16 protein-coding genes are annotated in these 20,953 nt (G+C 36.3%); 12 read left to right on the top strand and 4 right to left on the bottom strand.

All coding sequences use genetic code 11. From position 1 onward, the window contains the following. Genes DWW91_RS19235 through DWW91_RS19220 form a run of 4 tightly spaced genes read right to left on the bottom strand, consistent with a single transcriptional unit; the run spans position 1 to position 5,011 of the window. Positions 1–1,107, bottom strand: coding sequence for an EpsG family protein (locus DWW91_RS19235; RefSeq protein ID WP_010800081.1), 1,107 nt, complete (start codon positions 1,105–1,107; stop codon positions 1–3). A gap of 2 nt (positions 1,108–1,109) precedes the next feature. Next, on the bottom strand, positions 1,110–2,663 hold the full coding sequence (locus DWW91_RS19230; protein ID WP_122328657.1) for a lipopolysaccharide biosynthesis protein: 1,554 nt from the start codon (positions 2,661–2,663) through the stop codon (positions 1,110–1,112). Next, entirely contained in the window at positions 2,663–3,868 is a 1,206-nt protein-coding gene (wecC, locus tag DWW91_RS19225; protein ID WP_122328656.1) for a UDP-N-acetyl-D-mannosamine dehydrogenase, read from the bottom strand. Before wecC ends, DWW91_RS19230 begins: the two co-directional genes overlap by 1 nt. Positions 3,869–3,913: 45 nt before the next feature. After that, the gene (locus DWW91_RS19220) at positions 3,914–5,011 is read right to left on the bottom strand and encodes an MraY family glycosyltransferase (RefSeq protein WP_122328655.1); all 1,098 of its coding nucleotides are present in this window, start codon (positions 5,009–5,011) and stop codon (positions 3,914–3,916) included. 931 nt (positions 5,012–5,942) lie between these two features. Between DWW91_RS19220 and DWW91_RS19215 the strand changes: the two genes are divergently transcribed. From DWW91_RS19215 to DWW91_RS19160, 12 genes are all read left to right on the top strand, one after another. Beyond that, positions 5,943–7,883, top strand: a complete 1,941-nt coding sequence (locus tag DWW91_RS19215; RefSeq protein ID WP_122328654.1) for a nucleoside-diphosphate sugar epimerase/dehydratase — start codon at positions 5,943–5,945, stop codon at positions 7,881–7,883. A 9-nt stretch (positions 7,884–7,892) separates the two neighbouring features. Beyond that, entirely contained in the window at positions 7,893–9,209 is a 1,317-nt protein-coding gene (locus DWW91_RS19210; protein WP_122328653.1) for a UDP-glucose/GDP-mannose dehydrogenase family protein, read from the top strand. Continuing rightward, complete coding sequence (locus DWW91_RS19205; RefSeq protein ID WP_122328652.1) at positions 9,206–10,144, top strand: UDP-glucuronic acid decarboxylase family protein; 939 nt, start codon at positions 9,206–9,208, stop codon at positions 10,142–10,144. The genes DWW91_RS19210 and DWW91_RS19205 overlap by 4 nt, the downstream gene beginning before the upstream one ends. Before the next feature lie 244 nt (positions 10,145–10,388). Further along, complete coding sequence (locus DWW91_RS19200; RefSeq protein ID WP_122328651.1) at positions 10,389–11,837, top strand: lipopolysaccharide biosynthesis protein; 1,449 nt, start codon at positions 10,389–10,391, stop codon at positions 11,835–11,837. Between the two features lie 25 nt (positions 11,838–11,862). Continuing rightward, positions 11,863–13,104: an NAD(P)/FAD-dependent oxidoreductase gene (locus DWW91_RS19195; protein ID WP_122328650.1), complete on the top strand. Its 1,242-nt coding sequence runs from the start codon at positions 11,863–11,865 to the stop codon at positions 13,102–13,104. A 13-nt stretch (positions 13,105–13,117) separates the two neighbouring features. Further along, positions 13,118–14,137, top strand: a complete 1,020-nt coding sequence (locus DWW91_RS19190) for a glycosyltransferase family 8 protein (RefSeq protein ID WP_147426557.1) — start codon at positions 13,118–13,120, stop codon at positions 14,135–14,137. A 4-nt stretch (positions 14,138–14,141) separates the two neighbouring features. Continuing rightward, positions 14,142–15,176, top strand: coding sequence for a glycosyltransferase family 2 protein (locus DWW91_RS19185; RefSeq protein ID WP_122328648.1), 1,035 nt, complete (start codon positions 14,142–14,144; stop codon positions 15,174–15,176). A 274-nt stretch (positions 15,177–15,450) separates the two neighbouring features. Continuing rightward, positions 15,451–16,698, top strand: a complete 1,248-nt coding sequence (locus tag DWW91_RS19180; RefSeq protein ID WP_122328647.1) for an O-antigen polymerase — start codon at positions 15,451–15,453, stop codon at positions 16,696–16,698. A gap of 62 nt (positions 16,699–16,760) precedes the next feature. Beyond that, positions 16,761–17,612, top strand: a complete 852-nt coding sequence (locus DWW91_RS19175) for a glycosyltransferase family 2 protein (RefSeq protein WP_122328646.1) — start codon at positions 16,761–16,763, stop codon at positions 17,610–17,612. Between the two features lie 133 nt (positions 17,613–17,745). After that, positions 17,746–18,672, top strand: a complete 927-nt coding sequence (locus DWW91_RS19170; protein ID WP_158599470.1) for a glycosyltransferase — start codon at positions 17,746–17,748, stop codon at positions 18,670–18,672. Continuing rightward, positions 18,669–19,637, top strand: a complete 969-nt coding sequence (locus DWW91_RS19165) for an SDR family oxidoreductase (RefSeq protein WP_122328644.1) — start codon at positions 18,669–18,671, stop codon at positions 19,635–19,637. Before DWW91_RS19170 ends, DWW91_RS19165 begins: the two co-directional genes overlap by 4 nt. A 48-nt stretch (positions 19,638–19,685) precedes the next feature. Then, positions 19,686–20,951: a nucleotide sugar dehydrogenase gene (locus DWW91_RS19160; protein WP_122328643.1), complete on the top strand. Its 1,266-nt coding sequence runs from the start codon at positions 19,686–19,688 to the stop codon at positions 20,949–20,951. The last annotated feature ends 2 nt before the right edge of the window (positions 20,952–20,953 follow it).

The raw sequence follows: 20,953 nt of genomic DNA, 5'->3' as shown, positions 1-20,953 counted from the left end.
TTAACCGATTTCTACGATTTGTTCTTTGTTGAATATAGACTTATAAGGAATAAATAATTCTTTTCGAAGTTCGATAGAACTATGTAATCTGATGAATGAAAATGTTATTATCAGGCTGAAGAATAATAATTTATTCCATCTTTCTTGCTTCTCCAGTAATAGTGGGAACAGGAAAATATCGAATATATCAAAATACAGACAAACCCGGCTTAGTTGTTCTGATAGGGGAGTAAGCAATATGTATAAGCAGGTTCCGAAAATATATATATTGAATAGTCCCCGTGTGATATTATTATTTGATAGTTCTTCTCTCATAAACAGAAAATATAGCAAAATGATAAATCCCCGTTTTATTACTCCCCTGATTAGTATAGTTGATTTGGATAATTCTACTCCATAAGTTTCTCCGGAAGCGCTTTTATCAATATAGTTATTGATCTTATTTTCAATGATCGAGTTGACCAAACCTGTGCTGATAGAATCAAAAACTGTTGATATATAAAAAGCCATCGGTATTAGTACCAGCAATATAATTATATAATATTTTATTTTAATGTCTTTATCGAAGATGAAATACACCGGTAGAAATAGTAACGCTGTACGATGGATCATGCAAGCTATAATAACAGCAAAAAGGAACATATATATTTTTTTTTCTATTACATACCTGATGGAATACATCAGAATTGCCAGGGCTATATATTGTCGTACAAAGAATATCCCTCCTTTTGTGACAGAAAAATAGCAAAGCAGACTTAATACAGGATATATGGATAAATACCGGATAGCTTTCGATATAAAAAAATATTGTATAGCAGCTAAAATAAATAATAGAACAGTGTAGCTGTTGAACAGGTAATGGATACAATAATTCAGAAATATGAATCCGTTTTCGAAATTGTTGGAAAAATCAAGGTCATATATATTACTGAAATAGTCATAATATCCACTCCAATCGGTGCCTCTTTCCCATCTGAGAAAAGATAACAGGAATAGGATAGAGAGTGTAAGATAATAAATAATTTGAGCGGTCCCTTGTCTTTTGCTGTCGAAGATTTCGAGAAAACTACCGGCAAGCAATAGTATGAAAATCAGATATAGGTACATGGTTAAAATCGATCGAAGGGATACAGTTTTATGTGTGTGATTCTTTTTACAAAATCTCTGGTTCCTTTATTAAAAAGATATAGCGGTATCAGTAAAAGAATGAGATACAAGCTTCCGGTCAATGATGCATACAATATAAAGTTAATATAAGAAGAAGCGGGGTTAAGGTTGATATAGTTGGAAATATAGAGTACTATAACCGTTGTAAATAGTAACGATATAATTGATTTGATATATAAGTAAATATAATTGCTAATGGAAGTCTTGAATCCCTTTCGGAACAGGAATATAGGTTTCCAGGTAAAAACGATCAGAAGTAAACTGATCAAGACACCGCAAAGTATGCCTGGTATTCCCCACCAATATCCAAACAGGACGGATAGTCCTATATTTAATATTGCTTCAGCAATTGGTGCCCAGATATCTTGGAATAGGCCATAAGCATTGATAAATGAATCGACAACTGTACGGATCAGGTTTATATACATGATTGCAACCATTAGTATCAGCGATAAATTATCTAGTTGATATTCCGGCCCGACCCATAAAGTAATAAAAGCGGGTGCCAATTGATAAACACAGTAACATGCTGTTCCAACAAATAAAAAACGAGAACAGAATAATTCTTCGAATACATTCAGAATATGATCTTTATCACTTGATGCGACCAGATTCCCTACTCCGGCTCCTATGCTGTTGAATATGGCGGCAAGTAATGCCATAATCCCCATGATGATCAACATATAGTTCCCATAAACGGCTACCAGTGTCAGGGAAGTGTAAGCATATATAATTAAAGGACTTGTTTGGGTAAGTACATATCCTCCCACTTTATGGAAAAAGAGTTGTTTTGTCTTTTTTATGATTTCTGAATATTTTCCTTTTAACTCTTTACCTGTTTTTACCCGGGCAGATAACCAGGGGTATTCCCGTCTTAGCAGAAGATTTACGGAGATTGTTGTAAAAATTACTGCTATGAATTCCAAAAGTAACCACCATACATATCCGTCAGACAAATAAACTATTGCCAGGATTTGTAGAACGGATTTGATGATGGTAATACTTTTTACATGGATCGTAATTTTGTAGTCTTTCTGATCGGCAGTCAATACTATCTGACGATAGTTAAAATAGTAACTGGCCAGTGAACTGGTTAATAATACGAAAAATGTGCCGTAAGCATACCATAAAGGTAGCTGGGTCTTGGCAAAAATGAACGGAAAGAAACACATAAGGATAAATGAACCCAAAATTACAAATCCTGCAATTTTGCGGTACATGTATCCTTGTACTGAAACTATCTCACAGATCTTGTCTCTATTATTATCTGCTAGTGGTTGATAGAGGGTATAGGATATTGCTGCCCCGATACCAAGTTCCGCAAGATTTAAGAATTGAAGGAGATTGACGACAGTCGTGTTCAGCCCTAAAATTTCTGTTCCCAGATATTCAATGAAGATCTTACGGGATATAAAGCTGATTATTAGATTGATAAAATAATAAATCAATGCTATCCGAACGTTTTGTATGCTCCTTTGTGTTCTTGATTTAACCATCATTTTTTATATATCCCGCAAAAATCCAATATCACCTTATTCTCTTTCCAGGGTAACTCCTTGAACTCCTTATGAGCTACCAGGAAGACGATTATGTCGGCTTTTTCGTATGCCTCTTTGTAGTTGGTGAGTTTGAATATTTTGTGCTCATGAACATTCGGTTCCACCACGAGAATATCTGCATTGTTACGGCTCTGCATGACTTTGGTCGTGATATACTTGGCTGGTGATTCCCGCAGATCGTCGATATCGGGTTTGAAAGCCAGTCCCATCATGGCAACGACTGGTTTCCGGTTATGTTCCAGTTCGAACTTAAGCATGGCATTCTCTACTTTTTCGGCACACCAGAAAGCCTTGTAGTTATTGATCTCACGGGCTTTCGCTATCAATTGTGATTCATAGGGAAACTCAGCCGTAATGAAATAAGGATCGACGGCAATACAATGGCCTCCTACGCCGGAACCCGGTTGCAGGATATGAACCCTCGGGTGCTTGTTGGCCAGTTCAATCAGTTCCCAAACATTGATGCCGGCCTTGTCGCAAATGAGCGACAGTTCGTTGGCGAAAGCGATCTGTACGTCACGGGAGGAGTTCTCGGTCAGTTTGCACATCTCCGCCGTTTTAGCATTTGTCTTGTGCAGGGTTCCTTTGACGAATCGGCTGTAAAACCCGATCGCTTTCTCTGTCGACTCAGGGTTGATCCCACCGATGACACGATCGTTATGGACCAGTTCATAAATGACATTTCCCGGTAATACACGTTCCGGACAATAAGCAATGTAGATTTTCCCTTTCAGCTCCGGACGGAGGGAGAAAATTAAATCAGTCATCTTGTCCGTTGTCCCTACCGGCGAAGTAGACTCGATGATGAACAGGTCATTTTCCTTCAGCAAGGGGATAACCGAACGGGTTGCCGTTTCCACATAAGAAATATCCGGTTCGTGATTTCCTTTGAACGGGGTAGGGACAACGACCAGGTATACATCACTTGTTTCCGGCTTTACCGAAGCCTTCAGATGGCCGGACGTTACTACTTTTCGGCATAATTCCTGTAAACCAGGTTCCACAATATGGATTAAACCTTGATTGGTCATATCGACAACCTGCGGGTTAATGTCTACACCAATAACTTCTATGCCGTGTTCGGCAGCTATAATTGCTGTGGGGAGGCCAATGTAGCCAAGTCCCATAAAACATGCTTTCATAATTCAATTAAACCTTTTAAGTAATTTCTTTTCGTTAAATAAATTCTATATGCATTTAAGTTTGTCCAGACAGAGATTAAGAGCTGTCCATAGGATAATATCCGCTAAGAATAAAATATTTATATTGGCAAAAGGGGCGAGTATGATATTTAAGCCACTGAAAAATATAGAGATACCAAGTATATATAATAAAGCTCCATGCGGTTTGCATCCCATTTTCAGAAATTTGTGATGAATATGATTTTTATCCGGCGAGAACAACCCCTTATGGCTCCTGAACCGTATCAACATCACCCGTATCACATCGAACATCGGCACGATCAGGGTAGAGAAAGCAACCAGGATCGCACTTGTGGAGTAGGGTGTCACCTCCGGGTTATACACAGCATAACGAATGCAGAGGAAAGCCAGGATATACCCTAAAGTCAGGCTGCCGGTATCACCCATAAATATCTTTCTTCCATGTTCGACCTGCCCGAATACATTATAATAAAAGAAAGGGATCAACACTCCCAATGTCGAGAAAGCCAGCGTGGCATATGTCCACATCTGGTTATGCAGGAACAATACCCCTAATACCATCAGGGAGACACCGCTTAAACCGGAAGCCAGCCCGTCTATTCCGTCGATCAGGTTGATCGCATTGCAAATAAAAACAATGACGAAGATAGTCAGCGGCATACCCAGCCATGCCGGCAGTTCATGCATACCGAATAATCCGTACAGGTTATTGAGCCATAGCCCGGATAGAGGCAATAGCGAAGCCGCCAGTATCTGTATGATAAATTTGGTAGAATAATGTAATCCGATCAGATCATCTTTAATGCCAGCCAGATACAGCAGGATCAACCCGCATGTGAGCAGGTAAAAATCAGGTGTGACATGTGAAATGATATTAGGAGGGATCGGCAGGCCTTGCAGGTATCCCAGGTAAGAGATGGCTGAGATAAAAGCCAGCGTAAACAGAATAATAGGGGCGAAAGAGATTCCTCCCAACCGGGGGACAGCTCCTGTATGTATTTTTCTTTCATCCGGAATATCGAATAACCTTTTCGTCAAAGCCACGATAAGAATACGTGGAATAATCAGCATCGAAAAGATAATAGATATTACAAAGGCTATTAAAATCAAGAGGTATATCATGCGTTCTTTTAAGTTAAGTTATACGACAATGTTCGTCAGTCACATACTGTAACCGTCGAAAAATGTATTTGCATAAAAACATACCGGATTATTGCTGGTGGTAATTACTCTTGCACCTCAGCGGAGGTATGTGTTCTTTGTTTAGCTCGCTAAATAAACAAAAGACTCCCTGAATCGTTCACGATTTTGAAGCTGTTTACCTTATTTTAATCTTGAATATCAGTACTTTGGAATGCGTAAAAAAGAAATAGCTAAGTGATTGATGCCATAATTTTCAGTTCTTCTCCGAAATGTGTTTTTCTGTAAATCGCAAGATAACAGCCGATTGGTAAAAAATATTAAATAAGTAATGAATAGAGAATAATTTGTTTTAGCTAATCAGGTCTGCCTTCTTGAATGGTTAAATGAATTGTTTTATGACATGGCATGTTTTTATTGGGGCTGATTTAATATTTGATTTATATACCGTATGTCTCTGTAAGTCTGTATACTATGATATATGCGGGTTCTGGAATTTTTGTGTGAATATTGGAAAAAGTTGCTAATAATGATTCTCTTTATCACCTTTACAAAGTAGTTTTTTTGTGTTAATTTTAAGTGTTAGGTTTTTCATTATACCTTGTTAGGCAAGGGTTAATGATTTTTTTGTATTTTGTTTGTTCGAAAATTAATGCATACTTTTGCGGCGGTTAAAAAGGATCATTTTTTTATCAGGGTCGTCGTTGCAGCTATGTGACTGACGAACTTTTTTGTGTAAAAAATAAACTAGTATTAATGTCCTATCTTTTGATAATCACCTTTCTGGTGATCTATTCCTTGTTCTCTGATCTTGTTAATCCGCAGGTTCTGGTAATGGCTGATCGAAAGCTGTTATTAGCTATACCTATGTCTTTCGGAAAATTCCAAAACTAATTTTATTTATACTCTTCCAATGGAAATGAATAATCATTACGTGGGCTTACAGCGCCTTTTCTCTCGTTTTACCAAAATGAGATATATCAATGGATGGATCATTTTCAGCTTTGACCTGATCATATCTTTAAGTGTTTCATTAATAGGTGTATTAGGACTATTGTCCTTTCTAGGGGTTTCCTATACTCAGGAAGATATTTTAAAAGGAGGTTTTGCCTCTTTGGTCGGAAGTTTGATTGCTTTCTTTACTTTTAAGGTCTATCACGGTGTGATCCGTCATTCTACTTTACGTGGTTTATGGAGAATTTGGGGAGTGGCTATATTGAAATCGGTGGTTTTATGTATATTACTTCTGGTTCTGAAAGCCTCGTTTACTCCGAAAGTCTATCTGGTCGGATTATTTATCGATTGTGTCCTTACAATGCTAATGCTGGTAACATTCCGTATTTTTATTATAAACATATATAATATGGCTTTGTTGCAGCTTGGGAAAAAGCGGAAACAAGTATTGGTTTATGGAACGGGAGATGAGAGTGTTATGATTGCTTCAACAGCAACAAGGCATATTTTTATGCAAGATTACAGTATTACCGGTTTTCTCACTTTCAATAAACAGAAAAGGAATTTCCGTATAGCAGAATTGCCTGTGTATCAGATAGCTTCCCGCGAAGATCTTTTGAGGCTAGTAAACAGAAATTCTTTAGACGGTATACTTTTTCCCAATCTCAAAACTATACAACAAGAAAAAGATCGGTTGATCCGTTTTTGTGAGCAGATATCTTTGCATACTTTGGTGGTTCCTGAGATGGAAGAGGTCCATAACGGTGCGATAAAACGATCTATCCGTGATATAAAGATTGAAGACTTGTTAGGACGTGAAGAAATTCAGATCAACATGCAGGAGATCGCTTGCTTACTTGAAAATAAGGTGATACTGGTTACAGGTGCAGCAGGAAGTATTGGCAGTGAGATTTGTCGACAGTTAGCACATTTCCCTATTTGTAAGTTGATTTGTTTTGATTCGGCTGAAACTCCGATGCATAATTTGCGTCTGGAGTTGGAAGATAAATTTCCTAACTTGAATTTTGTACCTGTGATAGGAGATGTTCGAAATGGAGACCGGTTGGATTATGTTTTTCGTACTTGGCATCCTCATATTGTATTCCATGCAGCAGCTTATAAGCATGTGCCATTGATGGAGGAGAATCCTTGTGAAGCTGTACGGGTGAATGTTTACGGGACTCGGTTGGTTGCAGACGCAGCCGTAAAGTACGGTGTTGAAAAGTTTGTAATGATTAGTACGGATAAAGCAGTGAATCCAACTAATATTATGGGGTGCAGCAAGCGTTTGGCTGAAATTTATGTACAGAGCTTGAGTTTGGCTATTATAAAAGGTGAAGTACAAGGTTGCACAAAATTTATAACGACCCGTTTCGGCAATGTTTTGGGAAGTAATGGTTCTGTCATACCTCGTTTCCGTGAACAGATTAATAACGGAGGACCAGTAACGGTAACTCATCCGGAAATAATTCGTTATTTCATGACTATACCCGAGGCATGTCGATTGGTTTTGGAAGCAGGTACGATGGGGAATGGAGGAGAGATCTTTGTATTTGATATGGGACAACCTGTGAAGATTGCTGATTTAGCTCAGCGAATGATAGAACTTTCAGGTATGAAGGTTGGAAAGGATATTGAGATAGAGTATACAGGATTACGTCCAGGTGAGAAATTGTATGAGGAACTTTTGAGTCATAAGGAAAATACCAAAGAGACTCTCCATGAAAAAATTCGGATTGCTGATGTTAGAGAATATAACTATCAAGATGTTACGAGATGTATCAATCTCTTGTCAAATCTTTCTCTGAATGTAGAAATTGTAGACATGGTAAGAGAAATGAAAAGCTTTGTTCCTGAGTTTAAGAGTCAGAATTCGGAGTTTGAAAAGTTGGATAAATAGTAGTAATCTATGAATATAGCAATTGTAGGTACAGGTTATGTAGGACTAGTCTCTGGAGCTTGTTTTTCAGAGATGGGAATTGATGTCACATGTGTAGACATCGATGAAAACAAAATAGCGAAGTTACTAAATGGTGAGATGCCTATCTATGAACCGGGTTTGGATGATTTGGTTGCACGTAATGTAAAAGCCGATCGCCTTCATTTTACAACAGATTTGACATCCTGTTTGGATAAGGTAGAAGTAGTCTTTAGTGCGGTAGGAACACCTCCGGACGAAGATGGAAGTGCAGACTTGAAGTATGTGTTGGAAGTTGCTCGCACAGTTGGACGTCATATAAAAAAACATGTTGTATTAGTCACAAAGAGCACTGTACCTGTTGGTACAGCAAAAAAAGTTCGTGCAGCTATACAGGAAGAGTTGGATAAACGTGGGGTTGATATAGAATTTGATGTTGCTTCTAATCCGGAGTTCCTGAAAGAAGGAGCAGCTATAAAAGATTTCATGACACCGGATCGTGTGGTAGTAGGTGTTGAAAGCGAACGGGCAAAGAAAATGATGGAGAAATTATATCGTCCTTTCACACTAAATGGCTATCCCATCCTGATCATGGATGTTCCTTCTGCTGAAATGACCAAATATGCTGCCAATGCTATGCTGGCAACCCGTATCAGTTTCATGAACGATATAGCCAATCTTTGCGAACGTGTTGGAGCAAATGTAGACTATGTGCGTAAAGGTATGGGAACGGATTCCCGTATCGGTAGCCGCTTTTTATATGCCGGTTGTGGATATGGAGGTTCCTGCTTTCCCAAGGACGTGAAAGCTTTGGTGCATACAGGAATAGAAAACGGATATCACATGCGTGTTATAGAAGCTGTGGAAGAGGTAAATGAAGAGCAAAAGAATATTGTATTTGATAAATTGAATAGAGCTTTTAATGGTGATCTGAAAGGAAAGACTATTGCCTTGTGGGGATTATCTTTTAAACCGGAAACAGACGACATGCGCGAAGCCCCGGCGTTGGTTGTGATTGATAAACTACTGAAAGCTGGTGCTGTGATTAATGTATTCGATCCTATTGCTATGGATGAAACAAAGCGTAGGATAGGGGATGTTGTCACCTATTGTAAAGATATGTATGAAGCAGTGATAGATGCAGATGCTATTGCTTTGATGACGGAATGGAAACAATTCCGTATGCCCAGTTGGGCGATCATCCGTAAAGCCATGAAGAATCATGTGGTAGTGGATGGACGAAACATCTACGATGGCGAGGAATTGAAAGAATTAGGTTTTACTTATTCGAGAATCGGACAAAAATGAAACGTGTATTAGTAACGGGTGGAGCCGGTTTTCTCGGCTCCCATCTATGTGAACGTTTGGTGAAAGAAGGCAATGACGTGATTTGCCTGGATAATTATTTTACCGGCAGTAAGGATAATATTCGTCACCTGTTGCAGTATGACAACTTTGAGTTGGTTCGTCACGATGTAACTTCTCCTTATTACGCCGAGGTCGATGAGATCTATAACCTGGCTTGTCCTGCATCGCCTCCCCATTATCAATATAATGCCATCAAGACAATGAAAACCTCCATTTACGGAGCTATGAATATGTTGGGATTGGCTAAACGGACCAAGGCAAAGATTCTCCAGGCATCAACCAGTGAAGTGTATGGAGATCCGGTCATTCATCCTCAGGTTGAGTCTTATTGGGGAAATGTGAACCCGATCGGTATCCGTAGCTGTTATGATGAAGGCAAACGCGCAGCCGAAACTTTGTTTATGGATTATCATCGTCAGAATGGTGTACGGATTAAAATCATTCGTATCTTTAATACTTATGGTCCACGTATGAATCCGAACGACGGACGTGTCGTTTCCAATTTTATTGTGCAGGCTCTAAAAGGTGAAGATATTACAATCTATGGAGATGGAACTCAAACCCGAAGTTTCCAATACGTAGATGATTTGATTGAAGCCATGATCCGAATGATGGCTACCGGGAATGATTTCATCGGTCCGGTGAATACGGGAAACCCAGGAGAGTTCACCATGCAGGAATTGGCTGAGAAAGTGATTGAGTTGACAAATTCGAAATCAAAGATTGTTTATTGCCCGTTACCGGGTGATGACCCGAAGCAGCGAAAGCCGGATATAATGTTGGCTAAGGAAAAGTTGGGTGGCTGGGAACCTAAAGTAAATCTAGAAGAGGGGTTGAAGAAGACGATAGCTTATTTTGGGGGGGAAAATAAGTAAATAAGCCTTAAGAATTTCCGATGTTTTAGTTTGCCTTTTTAGAAAATCTCATGAGCAAGTGATATCTTCTATAAAAGAACGTATAGGATGGAAATAGTTTGGTAAATACTTCTAATTAAACAATATCTTTCAATAGCGATAAGGTTATTATTATTTTAATAAATTCAAGACTATTGCCCGAAAACACATACTGGGTGTTTATCGATGTCTTAAAGCAAACAATCTATTATAATTATTAAGTTTCGTGGTTGACTCTTTAAAGGGCCGAGCTGTAAGGGGGGTTGTATGGAGTGCGGTGGAACGCTTTTCCGTACAAGGTATACAGTTTGTGTTAAGTATTATCATTGCCCGACTGGTAACTCCTTCGGAGTATGGGCTGATAGCGATGCTAGGAATATTCATGGCCATTGGCCAAGCTTTTATCGATGGAGGATTTTCTAATGCGTTGGTGCAAAAAAAGGAGCGGACGGAAACTGACTTCTCTACAGTTTTTCTGTTCAATATATTTTTTGCAATATTTATTTATGGTATATTATGGTTTTCCAGTTCTTTTATTGCATTTTTTTATAATGTTCCTGCTTTAGAAAAACTGACTAAGGTAGTAGGTTTAAATTTAATAATATCATCTTTATCTATTGTACATCGAACGAAACTGATTATAGCACTGGATTTTAAGACACAAGCTCGTGTTTCGCTCTTGGCTGTAATCATAAGTGGTGTAGTAGGTATATTATTGGCGTGGAGAGGATATGGTGTATGGGCGTTAGTTATTCAATCTATTTTGAATAATTTGTTAATCTCTATAGCCTTGTTTTGTGTGTCTCGTTGGAAAATTTATTGGACTTTCTCAAAGAATTCTTTTGGCGAATTGTTTTCATTTGGCTCAAAATTATTGATAGGAAGTCTGTTTCATACTATTTATTCAAATATGTATACAGTTATAATTGGGCGTCTTTTTCAGTCGGCAACGGTTGGACTTTTTAACCGAGCCCATACTTTTTCTTCGTTTTTCAGCACAAATTTAACGGATATAATATCGCGGGCTATGTATCCGGTATTATGTGGAATCCAAGATGAAGAACAACATTTGCGAGATGTATTCTTGTCTTACTTACGACAAGTGGCTTATATCATATTTCCTGTTGCTGTATTGTTGTCGGTTTTGTCCAAGCCTTTTATTCTGGTGCTTCTTACAGACAAATGGAGTGAATCTGCAATATATATGTCTATATTATGTATCGCTAATATGTGGAATCCGGTGATGTATATAAACTGGCAGATATTGAATGTGAGGGGACGAAGTGATTTATCTCTTAAATCTGAGATTATAAAGAAAATTGTGGCATTCGGCATATTGTTTACAACCATTCCTTTTGGAGTGAATGTCATGTGCTGGGGAGTGTTGGTATATAATATATGTGATATTGCGATAGTGATATTTTTTGTAAAGAAAATACTTTCGGTTACTTATCGCGATGAGATTAAGACTTTATTTCCTGTTATGATGCTTAACTTATCTTTAGGGATTAGTGTTCATCTGTTTATTCAATTATTCCAAAATCCATATCTTCAGTTATTTTGGGGAATATCGTTTGGTGGACTCTTTTATTTGTTTCTTTCATATTTATTTAGATTTCGAGAACTCTCGTTTTTGAAGAATAGTATAGGACGGTTTGTTTCTAACAAAGAGTAAGCTAGTAATATAATCAGTATATTTTATGGATGTAATAATAGGAGCAGGAATATCCGGACTTGCTTATGCAGGTTTTTCTGAAAATGAATGTTTATTGTTGGAAAAAGATACAGAGATAGGAGGATATTGTAAGACAATAAAGAAGGAAAATTTTGTGTGGGATTATTCTGGACATTTTTTTCATTTTAGGAATGCTTTTCTGGAAGATTATATTTGTCGGAATATAGTACAGGACGATATATTGCGTTGCGAAAAACATACACAAATTTTTTATGGGGGAAAATATATAGATTTTCCTTTTCAGAAGAATATTCATCAATTAGATAAGGATGAATTTATAGATTGTCTATATGATTTATTTACCACTACCGGAAGTGATTATTCCACATTCAAGCAGATGTTATATGCTAAGTTTGGAAAATCGATAGCGGAAAAATTTCTGATACCATATAATGAGAAATTATATGCTTGTGATCTGAATCATCTGGATGTGGATGCAATGGGAAGATTCTTTCCTTATGCAGACAAGGAAGAAATTATTAGAAATTTTAAAAAGACGAATAATGATTCTTATAACAGCCATTTTACTTACCCTAAAGGTGGAGCTATTGAATATGTCAAATCTTTAGCTTCTTATATAGGGCAGAATAATATATACTTGAATGAGAATGTTAAATCCATAGATATAGCGAAAAAAGTCATAAAGACAGATAAAAGGGAATTGAAATATGACAATCTAATTTCCACTATGCCATTTCCGCTATTAATGCAATGTTGTGGTATGGGATATGATGCTGATATTTACTCTTGGAATAAAGTGTTGGTCTTCAATTTGGGATTTGATAAGAAAGGGAAGGATGTTCTTAATAATTGGATTTATATCCCTTCAAAGGATTTATGTTTTTATAGAATTGGCTATTACGACAATATTTTTGCAACAAAGAACATGTCTCTGTATGTTGAATTAGGCTTTAGAAAGGATACTACTGCGATAGATGTGGAGTATTACAAGGAGAAGGTCATTGATGATTTAAAGAAAGTTGGAATAATTACTGATCATAAATTGATAGCATCTCATTCCATTATAATGGATCCTGCCTATGTACACATCACGAAAAAATCAATTAAGGATGTGAAGGAAAAGAAAATAGTATTGGCACAGAACAATATTTATCCAATAGGCAGGTATGGAAGTTGGACTTATTGTTCCATTGAAGACAATATACTTGAAGCAAAAAAGTTAGTTGAACACCTTTCAAATTGTTAATACCGTGGGTGAAATGAAAATCTTATTAACTTTTAATGATACGTATGCCCCACATGCGGCAGTGGTGATGGAGTCTGTAATTCGTAATGCAAGTAGTAAAGTTCGCTTTATCATTATGTATTTTGCTGACGAACTGAGTGAATCTACACGCGCTACATTGAAAGCACATTTTGAATCCAGGCTGGGTAGCCTGGAATTTTGTTCGGTTGATGTCAGTTATAAAAGAAAATTTGAAAGTATTCAGTATTCAAAGTATTTGACTGTTAATACATTTTTGCGATTGTTGGCTCCTGATTTATTGCCTCATGAAAGCAATCTTATTTATCTGGATTGTGACTTATTGGTATTAGATGATATATATCAATTGATGAAGATGTCTGATTCCTCTTATAGTGTCAATGCTGTTCCTGAACATTATCCGTCGAATAGAATAGGTGAACTGCGAGCTAAGACAACGATGAGTGAAGACGAAGCAAGATCGCTTCGTCAGGAGACATTGCAATATGATAAAAAGAAGTATTTGGAAATGGATGTGAAATCTTCTTATTTTAATGCTGGTGTACTGGTTATGAATTTGAATCTTTGGAAACAGGAGAGGTTGTTGGATAAAATGATTGCTTTCTTCAAAGAACATCCATTGGTATATTGCGGAGATCAAGATGCACTTAATGGAGTTTTAGATGGTAAATATGGTGTATTACCTTTGTGGTGGAATGTACATCCGTATGTGTATAATTTGAATGAATATATTTCAAGTTTTAAGGAAGATGAGTTGATACATGCGAAAGAATCTCCTTCTATCATTCATTTTGCAGGTTATAAGGCATGGCAGTATCATTATGAAGACGAGGCTGTGAAGAAACTTTATTGGAAATATAGAGAATATACTCCATGGCCGGAAAAAAAGGAACAGGGTAAAACGCTGAAAGCTGTTATTCTTAAGAGGGTAAAAAATCCTTTGAAGAAATTGATTAAGAGTGTAGTAGGTTACAATAATATAGTAAAAACCAAAAACTTTTTAGGAAGACAATAACGTAATGAAAAATAGCAAAGTTTTGACGATAGCTATTGCAGCTTATAATATGGAGCAATATCTTTCTCGTTGTTTAGACTCTTTGGTTTGTATCAACAATCTTGACGATGTAGAGATATTGATAATCAATGATGGTTCGGTTGATGCAACATTACAAATAGCTCAGAAGTATGAATCGCTTTATCCGTTGTCTGTAAAAGCAATTGATAAACCTAATGGAGGATGGGGAAGTGTGGTTAATTTAGCTATAATGGAAGCTACGGGAAAGTATTTTAAGTTGCTTGATGCAGATGATTGGTATGAAAGTATTCCATTTAGTGAGTTTGTGACCTATTTATCGACTGTTTCATGTGATTTGCTACTGACTCCTTATGTGTTAGAATATATAGAGTTAGGAAAGAAAAAACCTATTCTTTTCCAAAATATAGAATTCAATAAAACTTATGATTATAGTCAACTTGTCCAACTTAGGTGGGGGAAAGACTGGTTTGATTTGCCGTCTATTACTTATCGTACGGAGATACTTCAAAAAAATCATATAATTATTGCTGAATGTTTTTATGCAGATATCGAATATGATTATTTGCCTCTTAGGTATATTAAAAATTTTATGTTTATTGATTTGTCGATTTATCGATATTTTATAGGAAGAGCAGGGCAGAGCGTGTCTCGTGAAGGTAGTACTAGACACTATTCTGACCATTTAAAGATAACTCGTCGGGTAATTGAATATTTTAATGCTCAAAAGCAAGAAGGAACGGATAAGATTTATCTAGAGATTGTGAAACGAATTGCTAAAGCTAAGATTTGTCAGAATTATGTAGTCTTGTTATGCTACTATCTTGAGCGTATGGAAGCAGATAAGTTACTCTTGGACTTTGATAATTTTTTGAGGAAAGCTAGTGCAGAATTGTACAATGAGGTTGAAAAGAATTTGGGTATTCCAGGACTGCGTCCCATTAAATTATGGAGAAGGTATAGATATAACATCTATCAGTCTTCTTTTTATAAATTGCGTAATATTATCTTGAAACGATGAAATGTATTTTTTCAACGTTTGCTCAGATAATATAGCAATGAATGCGTAATAAAAAAGTTTTATCATCACTTATTCAAACGAAATCTATTCATTGTCCTAAATTCATGATGACTTTACTAGTAAGGTTTCGCTTGTTAAAAGTGTTAGTGCATTCCCTTACTACTAAGTGCTTCTCAGATGGTTTTAGGAGAAGAGATATAAGGGTGAAAAAACAAGAAGTACTTAGATGTAATATTGGGAAGAATCACATAGGACTATATTTGGATATAAAAAAATGACTCCTTTTGCTTTATTGTTTATTTTGTCTCTTATAATTATACTCAGTGGTATAATTCTACTAAGAAAAAGTATCCTTTCCCCATTAGCTATAGTTTATTGTTCTTGGTGTTTTGTTTTTATAGGACTATTTTGGGGGAATTTAGGCCTGTATAATGTGACAGATAGGTTACTTTTTCTTTATAGTTTGTGGCTGATATTTTTTTCTTTAGGTTCTCTTTTTAGTAACATGATTAAGATAAAACATACGTCTTGTATTAATAATGTTAGTTATAATGAGTATTTATTTAGTGTTTTGTACAAATTATTAATAATTATAATACCGGTTTTGATCTATAAAATTGTAAGAATAATGATGCTAGGAGGGGAGGCTCTTATTTCTTTAAGGATGGCTGCAACTGGAAAAGACATAGAAGTAGAAGGGATTGGATTCTTAAATTATTTTTCTCCTTTAGCTATTATTTTATTTTTAGCAGAACTTTATAGATTGAAGCCTTGTGACAGTAGAATTAGGTTATTAGTTCTACTTTTTATAAATTTTTTATTTGCTTTTTCTTCAATGGCGAAAGTAAGTGTAATATTTATAATTATACCTTCAATAATCATTTTGTCTTTCAAGAAACAGATTAAGGTGAAGCAAATTATGATAATTGTATGCTTACTTATTACTATATTAATTTCTATTCAACAAGGAAAAGGAATAAATCGGGATTTGTCTTTATTTGAAGCACTAGTAGAAATGCTTAAGGTATATATTTTTGCGGGTGTTCCAGCTATGGATCAAGTACTGGAGGAAAATGTATCATCTGGTTTGTGGGGTGAACATGTTTTTATGTCATTTTATAAATTATTGAATGTCTTAGGTTTTGATTTTATATTTGATGAAGGAGATTCATTTGTAGGCACAGGTGGATATGCTATGGTACCATTTTATACAAATGTTTTTACTGTTTTGTATGTTTTTTATGTGGACTTTGGTGTTGTAGGCATTATTGTTTTTGCTTTTTTTACGGGTTTTTTGACATCATACTTGTATCGGTTAGCACTGAATAAACAGACATGGGCTTTGATTTTGTATGCATATTTTGCAACATCACTATCACTTCAATTTTTCGATGATTTTATATTTTCAATGCTTTCTCTAAATCTTCAATTGATGTTTTGGGCGTATTTTATTTATCATTCAAGACTAAAATATAAATTTGTTTTTATAAAAAAACAGTGTATAAAACGCTTGATTACTTGAAATAAATATATGAATAATATATTATTAATATTGTATTTTTTTTATTTATTATACATCTAGTTATGCTAGTATATTGTGTTTTAGTGTCTTATAGTCCGGAAATTGGAATATTTACTGAAACTATCTGTAAGTTGTGTACCCAAACAGATAAAGTTATAATAGTTGATAACTCTACGCGTGGTTTTAATTTTTTGACAACTAATTTCGATAATGTAGTAATGATTCGTAATAACCAAAATTTGGGGATAGCTAAAGCACAAAATATAGGTATTAAATATGCTTTATCTCAAGGTGCCGATTTTGTACTTTTTATGGATCAAGATAGTTTAGCACCGGATAACTTAGTTGAATCATTAATGACATGTTATGAACAAAAATCTAAATTAGAATTAGTTGGCGCTGTTGGTCCAATGCCATATAATCGGGAAAACGATAAAGTTTATTATACACAAAATGTAAATAGTAGTCAAGATAAAATTGTGAAAGTTGGTACATTAATCAGTTCTGGTAGTTTAATCCCGAAAGATATTTTAGTTCAAGTGGGAGGTATGGACGAATCTCTGTTTATAGATATGGTGGATCTGGAATGGTGTTGGCGTGCTGTTTATAAAACAAATTGCAGTTTCTATATAGATACCCACTGCTTTTTATCGCATAGTCTTGGTAAAAAGGAAGTGCAATTTGGAGGTAAGCGAATTCCTTTGCATTCTCCTATGAGAATGTATTATAGGTTTAGGAATTATTTTTTATTGGTCAATAAGAAATATATACCTTTTTCATGGAAGTTTAGATTTCCAGTTTCAAATATCATCCGGCTTTTTCTCTGCCTATGTTATTTCCCGGAAAAGAGATCATACTTGAATAATTCCTACAAGGGTTTTAAGGATGGGTTACGTTATTTGTTTCATAAATGAGATGAGAATTCTGTTTCTACCTAAATATGATATTGATGGAGCAAGTTCGAGGTACCGGACTTATCAATATCTTTCCGGATTTAATATAAAGTATAAGGTTAGCTCATTTTTTCCTTACGGATATATAGGGAAGATGAATAAAATGAAGTATAAGGTTGCTTATGCTATATATTCGATAATGAGGAGGATAGTAATAGTAGCTTCTCAATCATATAAATATGACTTGATTGTTATTGAGAAAGAATTGATTCCTTACTTTCCTCCAATTTTGGAATACATCTTACATCTTTGCCATAAGAAATTTGTTCTTGATTTTGATGATGCTATATACATTAACTATGTCTGTCATAATTTTAGTCTTATTCGATGGCTATTGGGCAGGAAGATTCCGTATATTGCTTCTTGGGCGTCCGGTATAACAACTGGCAGTCCGGAATTAACTTCCTACTTGTTATCTTTTAATTCAAATATTATTGAGATCCCAACCTCTATTGACCTTGACAAGTATAAGCTGTATTCACCGAAGCCTACAAATAAATATGTAATAGGCTGGATAGGTAGCCGTTCCACTTCGAAACATTTAGATACTATAGCTGAGGTACTATTACGTTTTATTTCATATCATAAAGAAGCTGAGTTGCATCTGATCGGTTATTATGGAACAGCCTTTCGAAATGCAGAGCGGGTTTTACTTATTCCGTGGAATGCGAAAACGGAGTTTCATGAAATGCTTCAATTTCATGTCGGATTGATGCCTCTCATAGATTTGCCTTTTGAGCATGGTAAGTGTGGATTTAAGTTGGTACAATATATGGCTTGTGCTAAACCTACTATTTCTACTCCTTTTCCTGCTAACGTTAAGATTGATGGTGGCAATGGGAACTTGTTTGCTTCTACATCGGAAGAGTGGTTTATTTCTCTCGAAACAGTTTGCTCAAAACGTTTTTTTTATGAGAATGTAGGCCGTAGGAATCGACTGTGTGTAGAAAGAAATTATTCTATCCAAATGAATCAAAATAAATATCTCGAATTTTTTAAATTAATTGTAGATCTGCAATGAGTGTATTAGTTACCGGCGGAGCCGGTTTCATTGGTTCCAACCTTTGCGAGCATTTGCTTGCCCATAATTATGAAGTTGTATGTTTGGACAACTTTGCTACTGGAAAGATCGAGAATCTTCTTCCGTTGCTGAATCAATATCCGAGTACATTTAAGTTGGTAGTAGGCGACATCCGTAATCTTTCAGATTGCCAAAAAGTAGTAGAGGGAGTAGACTATGTGTTACATGAGGCGGCATTGGGCTCCGTACCCCGTTCCATCAAAGATCCTGCAATCACTAATGCTGTTAATATCAGCGGTTTTCTAAATATGCTGATTGCAGCCCGTGATGCGGGAGTTAAGCGGTTTGTGTATGCGGCAAGTTCATCCACTTATGGAGACAGCCAATCACTCCCTAAAGTGGAAGATGTGATAGGCAAGCCGTTATCTCCCTATGCTGTTACCAAATATGTGAATGAACTTTATGCAAATGTATTTGCTCGTATTTATGGAATGGAGTGTATTGGTCTGCGCTATTTTAACGTATTCGGTCGTCGCCAAGATCCGTTTGGTGCTTATGCTGCAGCTATTCCTTTGTTTGTGAAGAAATTGATGGCACACGAGAGTCCCGTTATTAACGGTGACGGTGAGTACAGTCGCGATTTTACTTACATCGACAATGTAATCCAGATGAACATGCTTGCTATGACAACAACTAATCCGGATGCGGTCAACCAGGTTTACAATACCGCTTTTGGAGAAAGAACAACATTGAACCAGTTGGTAGATTATTTGAAAGAATATTTGAGTGAGTTTGATCTAGAAATAGCCAATGTGGAGATTATTCATGGGCCGAATCGTTTGGGGGATATTCCCCATTCTTTGGCCTGCATTGATAAGGCTAAAAAGTTACTTGGTTATAATCCTGAATACAGTATGTGTGATGGTTTGAAAGAAGCTGTCAAATGGTATTGGCATAATATCTGATTATTTCTCTCTTTTAACCAATAAATTTTTATAAATACTGAAAATCTTATGAATACAGTAAAAATTGCCGTAATTGGTCTCGGTTATGTAGGGCTTCCTTTAGCCCGTTTGTTTTCCACTAAGTACCAAACAGTTGGTTTTGACATGAATAAAGCCCGTGTGGAGGCCTTAATGGCAGGTCACGATGCTACCCTTGAAGTGTCTGATGAATTGTTGCAGTCTGCTATTGCCAATGGCTTCAGGTGTACGACTAACATTGAGGATATACGTGATTGTAATTTCTATATTGTGGCAGTCCCTACGCCGGTAGATCATAATCATAATCCCGACCTTACCCCGCTGTATGGTGCAAGCATTACCGTGGGGAAGGTGATATCCAAAGGTGATATTGTTGTGTATGAATCGACTGTATATCCGGGTGTAACGGAAGATGAATGTATTCCGGTTGTAGAAAAAGTTTCGGGTCTGAGATTCAATATGGATTTCTTTGCCGGTTATTCACCCGAACGTATTAATCCAGGTGACAAGTTGCATACGGTGGAGAAGATAAAGAAGGTGACTTCCGGCTCGACTCCTGAAATCGGTAGAAAAGTGAACGAGGTGTATGCTTCTGTAATAATTGCCGGAACACATTTGGCTCCTACGATAAAGGTGGCAGAAGCAGCAAAGGTTATCGAAAATTCTCAACGGGATATCAATATAGCTTTTGTCAATGAACTATCCAAAATTTTTGCCCTTATGGGTATTGATACTCAAGATGTATTGGACGCTGCAAGTACCAAATGGAATTTTCTTCCCTTTAAGCCGGGACTAGTTGGTGGACACTGCATTGGCGTAGATCCTTATTACCTAGCTCAGTGCGCACAGAGTTATGGCTATAATCCTGAAATAATATTGGCCGGTCGGCGGATGAACGATGGTATGGGAGAGTATGTGGCTGGTCAGGTGGTGAAACTGATGTTGAAGAAAGGTATTCAGGTATTGAATTCTAATATATTGATACTGGGGTTTACCTTTAAAGAGAATTGTCCGGATGTGCGTAATACGAAAGTAATAGATATTTATGAAGCGTTGAAAGGGTATGATCTGAATTTGACGATTTATGATCCGTGGGCAAATTCTCAAATTGCCAATAAAGAATATAGTATTCTGCTTACAAATGAGTTGACTGAACAAAAATATGATGCTGTAATATTAGCTGTTGCACATAAAAGCTTTGTAAATATTGATGTCTGTAAATTGATGAAAGAAAATGCAGTCCTTTATGACGTGAAAGGAATATTAGATCCTCGCTTGGTTGATGGCAGACTTTAAAG

This window comes from Parabacteroides sp. AF17-3, assembly GCF_003635445.1.
GTDB lineage: Bacteria > Bacteroidota > Bacteroidia > Bacteroidales > Tannerellaceae > Parabacteroides > Parabacteroides goldsteinii.
Note: the sequence above shows the minus strand (reverse complement) of the source record. Positions and strands in the feature narration are given on the sequence as shown.